The organism is Tautonia marina (genome assembly GCF_009177065.1).
Lineage (GTDB): Bacteria > Planctomycetota > Planctomycetia > Isosphaerales > Isosphaeraceae > Tautonia > Tautonia marina.
In genome coordinates this window covers 52,343-65,027 of the sequence record NZ_WEZF01000009.1, presented here as the reverse complement: position 1 = coordinate 65,027, position 12,685 = coordinate 52,343, and the positions used below count along the sequence as shown (strand labels likewise).

3 protein-coding genes are annotated in these 12,685 nt (G+C 59.6%); all 3 read left to right on the top strand.

Annotated elements, in window-relative coordinates; genetic code table 11:
* The first annotated feature begins 160 nt into the window (after positions 1–160).
* The 3 genes from GA615_RS12365 to GA615_RS12355 all read left to right on the top strand — a co-directional run bounded on the left by GA615_RS12365 (position 161) and on the right by GA615_RS12355 (position 12,671).
* On the top strand, positions 161–3,256 hold the full coding sequence (locus GA615_RS12365) for a PSD1 and planctomycete cytochrome C domain-containing protein (protein ID WP_152051618.1): 3,096 nt from the start codon (positions 161–163) through the stop codon (positions 3,254–3,256).
* A gap of 27 nt (positions 3,257–3,283) precedes the next feature.
* Complete coding sequence (locus GA615_RS12360; protein WP_152051617.1) at positions 3,284–4,792, top strand: DUF1501 domain-containing protein; 1,509 nt, start codon at positions 3,284–3,286, stop codon at positions 4,790–4,792.
* Between the two features lie 883 nt (positions 4,793–5,675).
* Positions 5,676–12,671, top strand: a complete 6,996-nt coding sequence (locus GA615_RS12355; RefSeq protein WP_152051616.1) for a right-handed parallel beta-helix repeat-containing protein — start codon at positions 5,676–5,678, stop codon at positions 12,669–12,671.
* Positions 12,672–12,685: the final 14 nt, after the last annotated feature.

Genomic DNA, 12,685 nt, shown 5'->3' with positions numbered 1-12,685 from the left:
CTTGCGACGTGGGAGGGGGCTGGGTCATCATGGAGCCATCGTCCGGAACGCGCAGGGGATGAGGTCCTGCAGGTGACTCCGGATTTTGCCCAATCCCTCCTGAACCCGCCCGTCCGCGGTTCCCCTTCGCGGATCGGGGTTGAAGCGAGCGGTGCCTCTGATGAGTGTGCAACAACGCGATGGTTGGCGGTCTGTTTGTGGTCGCTGGGCCGCGATGGTACTGGCAGTGGCCCTGACCTGGTGGTCGCCCCTGGCTTCGACGGGCAAGGCTCAGGAGGCTCCGGACTTCAATCGAGAGGTCCGACCAATTCTCACGAGCCAGTGTTTGCCCTGCCATGGTCCAGACGAGGCTGAGCGCAAGGGGAATCTCCGGCTTGATCTTCGGGAGGATGTCGTCAGAGATCGGGATGGTTATGCCGTTGTCGTTCCGGGTGATCCCGAGGCGAGTGAGCTCATCTTCCGAATCGAATCCGACGACCCGATCGACCAGATGCCACCACCGGAGAGCGGGCATGAGCTATCGGCTGAGGATCAAGAACTTCTCAGGCGCTGGATCATGACCGGAGCAGAGTTTGATACGCACTGGTCGTTCCGTCCGTTGATTCGGCCGGAACTGCCGAAGTTGCCCGAAGCCCTTGAAGAAGGTGTCCTCAATCCTGTCGATGTGTTCGTGCGGTCTCGCCTTGCCCAGGTTGGTCTGGAACCTGAGCCCGAGGCCGACCGGTACACCCTGGCACGTCGTCTGGCGCTTGACCTGACCGGCGTTCCGCTCAGTCCTGAAGAGGTCGAGCGCTTCGTGAACGACGACCGCCCCGATGCTTACGAGCGGCTGGTGGAACGCTTACTCGATTCGCCTCGCTTCGGTGAGCACTGGGCACGCACCTGGCTCGACCTGGCCCGCTACGCCGACACCAAGGGATATGAGAAAGATCAGCCCCGCACCATGTGGCGCTACCGCGACTGGGTCATCGAGGCAATCAACGATGACATGCCGTTCGATCGCTTCACGATTGAGCAGCTTGCGGGCGATCTCTTGCCCGATCCGACCGATGACCAGATCCTCGCGACCGCGTTTCATCGCAATACGATGACCAACGACGAGGGAGGGACCGACGACGAGGAATTCCGCGTCGCGGCCGTGAAGGATCGCGTGGACACGACCATGCAGGTCTGGATGGGGTTGACAATGGGTTGCGCCAAGTGCCATAGCCATAAGTTCGACCCGATCTCTCAACGGGATTACTACGCCTTTTACGCCATCTTCAATCAGACCGAAGACGCCGACCGCTTCGATGATGCCCCGACCCGGCCAATGCCGACTCCCTGGCAGTCGGAGCAATCGGCCGCGCTGGAAGCGCGTCTGGCCGAGCTTCGTGAGGCCTTCTGGCGCGATTCTCCCGAACAGACTGAGCGACAACGAGCCTGGGAGTCCGCGATTGCGAAGGCCGATCTGTGGCGACGGGCGACGATCACGAAGGCTGAGGCCGCGAGTCGTGCATCACTTGAAGTCCGTGAGGATGCGTCGGTGCTTGTCTCCGGGCCTCATGAGGATCGTGAAACCCTTACGCTGGAACTGGTGGTTCCTGAGCGAGTGACGGCGGTTCGGCTCGAAGTCCTCAAGGACCCGAGTTTGCCTCAGGGTGGGCCCGGCCGTGCGGCGCATGATCGAAATGCTGTGATTTCTGAATTTCGGCTCGCTATGCACTCGGTCGGGGACGAGGCCGACCCGGTGGTGTTGGAGGTGTCGGAGGCTCGGGCCGACTTCGAGCAAAAGGGGTATTCGGCCGCCTTCGCGGTCGATGGTAACCCTGAAACCGGATGGGCCTGGGCACCGAAGAACGATGAACCGCATGTGATTCTTTTGACCTTGGCCGAACCCCTGGAGATGGAAGGGGCACGGCTGGTCGTGACGATCGAGCAGAATTACCCAAGGCTGCAACTCGGGTGTTTTCGAATCTCAACCACCGATACCGAGGATCCCAAATCACTTGAACCTCAGTTGCGATCGCTGGAGGAACTGGCCGCACAACCGATTGAGGAACGGACCTCGGAGGATCAACAACGGCTCAACGAGGCCTATCGTCGCAATCATGAGCCGACCGCGTCGATCCATGCGCAGATTGAGGACACCGAGGCGGAGCTGAAGACGTTGCAGGAGACGGTTGCAAGGACTCCGATCCTTCAAGAGCTTCCCGATGACCGTCGACGGACGACAAGGATTCACCAGCGAGGCAACTTTCTGGAGCCAGGAGAGGAAGTGTCCCCGTCGGTTCCCGACGCCTTCGGCTCGCTGCCGCGGGGGAGGAATCCCGACCGCCTCGCGGTGGCTCGATGGCTGGTTTCCGAGGAGAATCCCCTAACCGCTCGGGTTGCTGTGAATCGCGTCTGGGCGCGGATTATGGGGGTGGGGCTGGTCGAGACGGAGGAGGACTTCGGGCTTCAAGGGGCACCGCCGACGCATCCAGAGTTGCTCGACTGGCTGGCGATCGCGTATCGCGACGAACTGGGCTGGTCACTCAAAAACCTCTGCCGACTTCTCGTGAATTCCTCGACGTACCGACAATCGTCGCGTCAGGACCCGTCGAAGGTCGAGGCAGATCCACGAAACGAGCTGCTGAGTCGGTCCCCTCGGTTCCGCCTTCCCGCCGAGACGATCCGCGACCAGGCGCTCGCTGTGGCCGGGTTGCTCTCAACGAAGGTCGGTGGGCCATCGGTCATGCCGCCGCAACCACCGGGGCTGTGGCGGGCGGCCTACAGCACCTTGAAGTGGGAAACGAGCACTGGGGAGGATCGACATCGGCGGGCCCTGTACACGTTTTTGAGACGGACGAGTCCTTACCCGTCGATGACAACCTTCGATGCCGGATCAGGGGAGGTGTGCACCATCCGAAGAGTCCGCACGAACACACCGCTGCAAGCCCTGGTCACCTTGAATGATCCGGCATTTGTCGAGGCCGCCGCCGCGCTTGGTCGTCGCATGGCCACAGAAGCTGGGCCCAACCCACGCACCATCGCGGCTCAGGGTGTTCAACTCGCACTGGGTCGACCGGCGACCGAAACGGAGGTCGAACGACTCGACGGCCTCTTTCATGAGGCGATCGAGGAGTTCCGTGCCGAGCCAGGAGCCGCCGATGCCTTCCTGGAGTCGGCCAACGCTCCCGCATGTGACGAGGGAGTCGACCCGATGGAACTGGCTGCGTGGGCCGTTGTCGGGAACGTGCTCTTGAACCTGGATGAGACGCTGACCCGGCCCTGACCCGCACCGCATCGAGGATCGCACGCGATGAACATGCAGCATGAGCGGGCGCTGGCCCAGACGCGACGGCACTTCTTCGGCGGCATTGGGCTGGGGCTCGGGGCGATTGCCCTGGGCGCGTTGCAAGGTCGCGCGGCTACGGGCATCGACGATCCGATGGCGCCGAAGCCGCCCATGCATGTGCCCAGGGCGAAGTCTGTCATTTATTTGCATATGGCAGGATCGCCGTCACAGATTGATCTGTTCGAGCACAAGCCCGAATTGACGAAGTTCAGCGGGAAGGACTGCCCGGCGGAGTATCTGGAGGGCAAGCGGTTCGCGTTCATCAAGGGAACTCCCAAGATGCTCGGGCCGCAGTTCACGTATTCGAGGCATGGGCAGTCGGGTCAGTGGATCAGTGAACTCTTGCCCCATTTCTCAAGGGTGGTGGACAAGACCTGCGTGATTCGGTCGATGTCCACGACCGAATTTAATCATGCCCCTGCGCAGTTGTTTGTGCATACAGGTCAGGCAAGGCCAGGGAACCCGAGCATGGGCTCCTGGGCGACTTATGGTCTGGGAAGCGAGGCGGAAGATCTGCCGGGCTTCGTTGTGCTCTGCTCCGGAGGCAAGGTTCCCGACGCGGGCAAGAGCGTGTGGGGCTCGGGCTTTCTGCCGTCGGTCTATCAAGGGGTGCAGTGCCGAACTGATGGGGATCCCGTGCTGTTCCTCTCCGACCCAGACGGAATGAGCCGGTCGCTGCGGCGTAAGACGCTTGATGCCCTGCGCGAGTTGAATGAGCTGCAACTCGCGCAGGTGGGAGATGCCGAGACGTTGACCCGCATTGCGCAGTTCGAATTGGCGTACAGGATGCAGATGTCGGTTCCTGAGGCGATGGACCTTGCTCGGGAGCCGGTCGAAGTGCTGGACCTTTACGGTGCGTCGCCGGGCTATGTTTCCGAGGCCGAGTCTGCGGATGACCCGCGGGTGCTCTACAAAGGAGATGACCCGACCTTCGCCAACAATTGCCTGCTCGCCCGGCGGCTCGTTGAGCGAGGTGTTCGATTTGTTCAACTGTATGACTGGGGATGGGACCATCACGGCTCATCGCCAGGCGAGTCGATCGACGAGACATTGCCGATCAAATGCCGTCAGATCGATCGGGCGGTTTCCGGCTTGCTGATTGACCTCGAACGGCGAGGGTTGCTCGACGAGACCCTCGTGGTCTGGGGAGGCGAGTTCGGCCGCACTCCGATGATGCAGAACAACGTCAATACCGAGCTGAAGCCTGGGTTCGTCGGTCGCGACCACCACCCGGATGCCTTCACCATGTGGTTGGCCGGCGGCGGGATCAAGCCAGGAATGGCCTACGGATCGACGGATGAGATCGGCTATCATGTGGCTGAGCATCAGGTCACGATTCGGGATCTTCAAGCGACCATCCTCCACCTCCTTGGCCTTGATCCGTATCGCTTCAGTGTGCCGTATCAGGGGCTTGAGAATCGCCTGATCGGACCAACCGACGAGGGGAGGATCATCACGGACATCCTGGCGTAATAAGGTTCTCGCTTGATGGAATCGAACGGTTGAAACCGGGGTTTGTGTGTGTGGCGGAGGACCTTCGTTTTGGGATTGTAACAATTTGATTTGTTTCCGAGTCTGAGTTTGTCTGAAGGATGTGGGACTTTTCTTGAGCGGTCTTCAATGGTGGAGGAAGGAGTGTTCCTCCTGGAGTGTTTTTTCGGAAAGGTCCGGGGCCGGACCGAAGATATGTGAGTTCGTCGGTTCACTCGACGAACTCGCAAGGATGACCTCTCTTTGACAGGAGTCACTCGATCCGTCGGTGATTGAAGAGGTTCTGACCGCTGGGGGATCGTCGCCATGCAATTGCTCCGCACAGCTCAGTCCAGTTCGAGGAGCTTTTTGTGACGTGTGGGCCGTCATTGCCGAGTCTGAAACGGCGCGGGCAAGTCATCAAGACGATTTGACATCGCGTACACTGCTGCTAGACTAAAGCGAAAATTTCTCCCAAACGCTCCTGTTTCCCGGTCTTTCCAGGATCCCGTCTTTTTCTCGACGGTTTGATCTCTCGGTGATCTCCTGCGCTCGTCGCGACACGATTCGGAACGAGTGTGTCGACAGGTGCCGAGTGTCATCCCAGACCTCTCTCATCGAAGGATCACTCACAGAGGGAGACAGGTGCTTCTTTGGGGTATCGAAGACTCGTGAGGTTGGTGTGGCAATGCCCGTCGCCGCCTTCGGGTGTCCTGGATCTTCTTGGTTGTGGTATTCGCGGTTGGTGGTTGTAGGATTGTGGTGATCGAGAATGATCGATCAATTGTGTTCGTTTTGGTTGATGCGTAGTTGAATCATGGTGCTCGGGGCTGATGTCGCGAGTGGTTGACGTTTATTCTTGCAATGCAACCGGAGACGTGAACCGATGTCTCGATCTACCCGAACCTCGTTCCGAGCAATCAGACATCGTGAATCACGCCGATCGCTGATTGGACGACGACAACTCGTCGTGGAGGTGATGGAACCGAGGCAGTTGCTGGCCACATTCACAGTCCTCAATACGGCCGATGATGGTCCGGGATCGTTCCGTCAGGCAATTCTTGACGCAAATACAAGTCTTGATCCGATCGATGAGATCGAGTTTGACGTCTCAGGAACGATTGAACTGGCCTCGGCGCTTCCTTCGATCGATGGAGAGTTGATTGTCGATGCGACAACAGCTCCAGGGTATGTGGACGCTCCGGTGGTGGTGATTGACGGAATCAACGCCGGCCCCGGAGTCAACGGTCTGCACCTGGCCGCCGGTTCCAACGCGAGCGTGATTCGGGGGCTGGACCTCCGCCGGTTCTCGGGGGCTGGGATCCTGGTCGAATCCTCGGATAACGTGATCGTGAACAATCGTTTGGGAACCGATTCCACAGGCGAACAGGATCTGGGGAACCAGGGTGGCGGGGTGGTGTTCGAGGGAGTGGCGGCCTCGAACAATACACTGGGCGGGACGGTCGCGGCCGATGCGAACGTCATTGCCTGGAATGGAGTGGGGGTTCGAGTTTCCGAAGCAACCGGGGTGGCGATTCTGGCCAATTCGATTTTTCAGAACGCAGGTCTGGGAATCGAACTGGTCAACGGTGGAAATAACGATCAACCGGCGCCGAGTTTGACCTCGGTTGATTCCATCGATCAGACCACGATCCGTGTGAATGGGACCCTCAGCGGGGCAGCCTCAAATACGGTGTTTCTTGTTCAGGTCTTCGCAAGTGATGGTGATGCGGTTGATGCGGAAGGAAGACAATTTCTCGGCGAATTCAACGTGACCACGAATGGGGTGGGAGAAGTCACGTTTGGGACGCTCGTGAATGCGGATCTCTCGACTCTCGTTGGGACTGCCATCACGGCGACCGCGTCTCGAGTGGACGGGCCGGGACGGGAAACCTCGGAATTTTCCAACGCGGTTCAGCTTCAGGGGTTCGTTGTCACCACCACGAATGACTCTGGATTTGGGTCATTGCGACAGGTGATCTTGAATGCAAACGCAACTCCGGGACCTGACGAAATTACATTCGCGGTCAATGGCACGATTTCGCTTCTGACCCCCCTGCCAATCATTACTGACACTGTGACGATCGACGGATGGTCAGCCCCAGGGTGGGATGGGCGGCCGGTTGTCGAACTTGATGGTGGGAACGAGGTCGAGGTGGGACTCGAAGTGGCTTCGACGGCTGCTGCCTCGTCGATCCTTGGGCTGTCCGTGATTCGATTCACGGACGTGGGAATCCTCGTCAACGGCGCAAGTGATGTATCAATCGCGGGGAATTATCTGGGGCTTGACGTGGAGGGGATTTCCGCAGGCAACGGGGTCGGACTCCGTCTCCTCGATGCGACCACGGCGCTGGTGGGCGGTCTTGGTCCAATCCTGGGGAATCTGATTTCGGGAAACCTCGCCGTTGGGGTGGAAATTCGGGGGACAGGGGCTACGGAAAATCTCTTGATCGGTAACGGGATCGGCACCGATCTCAGCGGGGAGGTTGATCCTGGTAACGGAGCGGCCGGAGTCTTGATTGCGGCCGGCGCATCGAACAATCGCGTGGACCTCGACAACACGATTGCGGCGAGCGATTTGGGCATCTGGATCAGTGGCATTGGCACGATCGGCAATCTTGTGACCGAGACATTGATCTACGGGGCACTCGGAGCTGGGGTCCGAATCGATGAGGGAGCGACGGAGAATACGGTTGGTGCGAATACGGAGATCCTCGGAAATGGGATTGGTGTCCTGATCAGCGGTGTCGGGACGAATTCCAATTTGGTGTCCGAGACATTCATCGCAGGTAATTTCGGTGATGGTGTTCGGATTCACGACGGGGCGTCATTCAACACGATCGGAAGCGGGAATACCATTCAGGAAAATTGGGATCGCGGGGTGGCGATTTCCGATTTTGGAACAATCGGGAATGCTGTTCTGAATAACCTGATCACCGAGAATTTTGATGGTGTGGTGATTACTGACGGAGCCTCCGCGAATCGAGTTGAGGGGGGGAACGTCATCTCTGACAATGTTGGGATCGGCGTATGGGTGTCCGGGACCGACACCTCCGGGAACTTCGTGCGCGGAAATACGATCGACCGGAGCGGCGGAGCCGGCATCCGAGTGGCGGAGGGAGCCACGGGGAATGAGATCGGTGGCTCTCCGACCTCAGGGAACCTGGTGCGTTCCGGAGCGGGTGACGGGATCGTGATCGAAGGTCCCGGCGCGATCGACAATCCGGTCATCGGGAACGAGGTGGCTGGCAATTCGGGGGCGGGAATCGCGATCCGCTCGAATGCAGAGGGGGTGATCGAGGACAATTTTGTCTTCGACAATGGCGTGGGGGTTGCGATTTTCGAGGCATCCAACGCGTATGTGTCTCGAAATACGATTGTGGACCAGCGCCTCCATGATGGGTCCTCGTATCTAGGCGATGGCGTTTGGTTGCAGAATGCCCAAGCAATTGAACTGGTCGAGAACACGATCTCTGGGAATGAGGGTGTTGGAGTTCGAATCGAAACCTCTTCGAACAATTCCCTTCGCGACAACCGGATCGGCACGAGTGCCTCGGGAACCTCCGTGCGAGGGAACGAAGGATCGGGGGTGGTGATCGACTCCGGGCAAGGGAACCGTCTGGAGTCGAACGTGATCTCCGGGAATCGAGCGCAAGGCGTCGAGATTCTGGGAGCACTGTCCTCGGGCAATCTGCTCGTGGGGAACTGGATCGGGACCGATGGGAACGGAGTGCTGATCCTCCCGAATCTCAGGTCGGGAGTGCTGATCCAAAATGCGCCGTCCAACACGGTTGGCGGTTCGGCCAACACAGTGGCTTACAATTTTGGTGACGGGATCAGAGTTGAAGGGCCGGGTGCAACGGGGAGTTTGATTCAGAACAACATTCTCTTCCGCAATATTGGCTCGGGCGTGGCCGTCGTCGATGTCGACGCTGAGGAACCTGTCGAGTCGGTCGTGGTGAGGAATAACCAGGCGATTGGCAATCTCCGGGACGGGGTGCAACTAAGCCAATCGTCTGGCCATGAGATCCGCGACAATCTCATTCGAGCCAATCGTCGAGACGGAATCCATGCGGAAGGATCGTCGAGACTGCGCATTGCCGACAATCGCGTTGTTGGTTTCGAGGAGTTCGCGCCGGGACAACCGGGGTTCGATAGCCCCGTGCAGCGGTTCGGGATTGCGATTTCCGGCGAGGCGACGGAATCCAACGACGGGGAGGCAAGTAATGTCCTCGTGGTGGGGAATACCGTTGAGGGATCACTGAGCCACGGGATTCTGTTCGTGCATGTTTCTCAGTCCATCGTGGGAGGGACCGACGATTCCACCCGCAACGTGGTGCATGAGAACCTGGGAAGCGGAATCGTCGTGCAGTACGGCGAGGAGGTTCAGATCCTCGGTAACCGGATCGGGCTGGTTCCTTCGCAAACGGGTGAGGGACAAGGGAACGGCGGATTCGGCATCCTGCTGGAAGGGACGAGGAACGCCATCGTCGGAGGAATTGCGTCGGGATCGGCGAACATCGTTGTGGGTCATGGCCGGGATGGGATCGCCATTCGTTCCCAGAGCGTTGATGTCCAGGTATTGTTTAATGAAGTTGGGCAGGTGGTCGAGGACACTGAGGGCTTGCTGCTGAATCTGGGGAACAGGGGCCACGGAATCAGTGTGGCCGGGCAGTCGGAGGGCAGTCTGATCCGGGGCAACCGGATTGTTGCCAACCGGGGCAGTGGCGTGCTGATCGACCAGGCGAGCAGGACAAGCGTCTTCGGGAATCTGATCGGCCGAACCGCACTGGACGAGTTGCCCGAACTCGGCAACCAGGGAGATGGTGTGGCGCTCCGTGGGGCGTCTCAAAACGCGATCGGCGGTGCCTCCGATGCGTTCTTCAACAATCGAAATCTGATCTCCGGGAACTTCGGAGCGGGAGTCTCGTTACGGAGTGGATCAAGCAATAATCTGGTGTTGAATAACGCAATTGGTACCGATGTCAGCGGATCGAGGGGGATCGGCAATGCAGGGGCAGGAGTCCTGGTCGAAGGCTCACCGGGAAACCAGATCGGCACTCCTGGTCTGGGCAATGTGATTTCGGCCAATGGAGGGGCCGGGGTGCAGGTCCTCAACGTTCAGCCGAATCGGGGGACCCAGGGCGTGGTCATCCAGGCGAACCTGATCGGAACCGACGGAGCCGGGAATGCTCCTCTGGGGAATGTCGGCACTGGCATCTTTGTGCTGGATTCAAGCGGGACACAGATTGGCGGCGCCTCAAGGAGCGCGGGGAACGTCATCGGAGCCAACGGAGGCTCGGGAATCGAAGTGTTCGACCGCCCGGAGAACGAGTTGCCGGCCTGGGAGAACGTGATCCTCTCGAACCGGATTGGCATTGGGAACGATGGCACGACCATTCTGGGAAATCGGAGTAACGGCATCGCGCTGAACCGGGCGTCGGGAAGTGTCGTCGGTCAGGCAGAAGCCGGGAACCTGATTGCCGGCAGTGGGGATTTTGGGGTGCTGGTCGGCGGCGGGACCGAGAACACCATTCAGGGCAACCTTGTTGGGACGCTCGACGAACTTCAAGGACAGGCAGCAAACACGCTCGGCGGAATTACCCTGTTTCAATCTTCAGGAAGCCTGGTGGGCGGCCTGGACGATGGAGAGCGCAACCTGGTCGTTGGGAACGGCAGCCACGGGATTTTCGTCATTGGTTCGGGACCGAGAGCAGACGATTCGGTGAGGGTTTATGGGAATCTCGTTGCCCGCAATGCCGATGACGGGATTCGTTACGTCGAAGCGGCGATCCCCGGCGGTTCGCGGGTCGGGCTGGCCTCGAATGAGGTGTTGAACAATCGGGGATCAGGAATCGTCCTGTCAAACCTGACCTCTCCCGAGGGAGATCCTGAGGCTGGGCTTCGCATCCTCCACAACCGATCGATCGGAAATGATGGGAACGGTGTCGAGGTGACGAATTCCCCCCGAATTCGCCTGGTCGACAACGAGGTCGAGCAGAATGGCGACAGTGGAATCCTGGTCGTTGGGTCGGCCGACGTGGAGCTTCGATGGAATCGGATCCAGCGGAGTCGGGCGTTCGGTGTGTTGACGCTGAATGCTCCTGGGATTCAGGTGATCGACAGCCGGGTGTCTGAGAACGCTGAGAGCGGTATCCTGCTCAATCGATCAAGCAATGCGGTGGTTCAGGGCAATTTGATTGTGCGGAACGGTTTGCCGACGCGTGCCGACGGGATCCGAGTGGTCGAGTCGAGCGGTGGAAGGCTCGGAGGATCGTCTCCTGGTCAAGGGAATACCATTATCGGCCAGTCGGCCGGAGCCGGGATCCGCGTGGTCAATGCCGATCAGGAAGTGGGTTCCTCGGAAACCCTGATCCAGGGGAATCGGATCGGCTATCTCGGGCTTATGCCCAACGAGGCGAATCGGACTGGCATTGTCCTCGAGAACGCTTCAAGGGTGGTCGTTGGGGGGACGGTCGGAGCCGGCGGCAATACCATTTCCGGGAATACCACATCAGGGATCGAGGTGCTGCAAACCCTCGGAAACCTTTCTCCCTCTGGTGTGAGGATCACCGGGAATTACCTCGGAACGAACCTGACCGGCACGGCCCTGCCCTCGTTCAACGGAGTGAATCTGGTGCAGCAAGATGGGGTTGTGCTGACGAACGCTGTCGGAGTGACGGTTGGCGGTGCCGACTATGCTGAGCGGAACGTGATTTCCGGGAACACACGGACGGGGGTTCGGATCAACGGGGCCCAGACTCGGGAACTCCTGGTGGTCGGCAACGTGATTGGAGGGGCCGATAACCCGACCCTGACCGCAATCAGCCAGATTCAGACGGAGATCGATGCACCTCCCGCGACCCAGATCCGGCCGCTGGTCGGTGTGGATGGGCAGCCGATCGACCCGGTGGCCTTCACCTCGATCACGCTGATCAATGGGCGATTCATCTTCGCGCCCGATCAACCGGAGGTGCAGGATGTCGGAGTTTTGATTGATCGAACCACCGGCAATCGGGTGTTCGGCAACGCCGTCGCCTACAACGGTGTCGGAGTGCAACTGGAGGAGACTCCTTCGGCTGAGTCTCTGCTTTCCCCCTCGCCTTATGTGCCCAACCGTCTCCAGGGAAACGTCGTGTTCCGCAATATCAACGGCGTCTACCTTGCAAACGCCGCCGGCAACGAGATTGGAGCATCGCCGGCTCCGGTGGGACAGCGAGGACCGGGGAACCGGATCGAGCGGAACATCTCCACGGGAGTGACTGTGTTCGGGGGGCGGTCGATCGGCAATTTTGTGACCGGAAATCAGATTCGAGCGATCCCTCCGGAAGATTTTCGACCGGAAAATCCGAACCTGCCGCGAGATATCGGATCGGGCATTTTCATTGACAGCGTGGTGATCACGGTGTCTCCCACCGAGTTGGTCCAAGAACAGGAGGCGTTGACAAACCTCCTTCAAGGAGGGCCGGGCACGCCGGGGCGGCAGTTTATCCAGCGCAATTACATCGGCCTTGGCCCGACGGCGACCTCGGGCCTGGGGAACCTCATTGTGGGGACGGTCTTTGCCCCCGTTCCAGGCCAGGGACAGCCACGCACCACCGTTGCAGGGGTTTATCTGTTCGGGGGGTCGGTTGGAAACGTCATCGAGGCGAATCGGATCACCGACCCTCGTTACGGTGTCCTGCTCCTCGACTCGCCGAGGAATCTTGATCAAGTCGCCCGACAAGGTCCCAATGCCAACATCATTCAGGCGAGAGAAGGGGATGTTGTTGTGCTTCAGCAGCGAACCGTGACCAATCCCGGTCGAAGGAACCGGCCTGGACAGCCGATTCCTCAACCGGTTCCGGGTGGTCCCCTGGCACTTGCCAGTGATCGCCGCTGAGGAATGAGAACGCA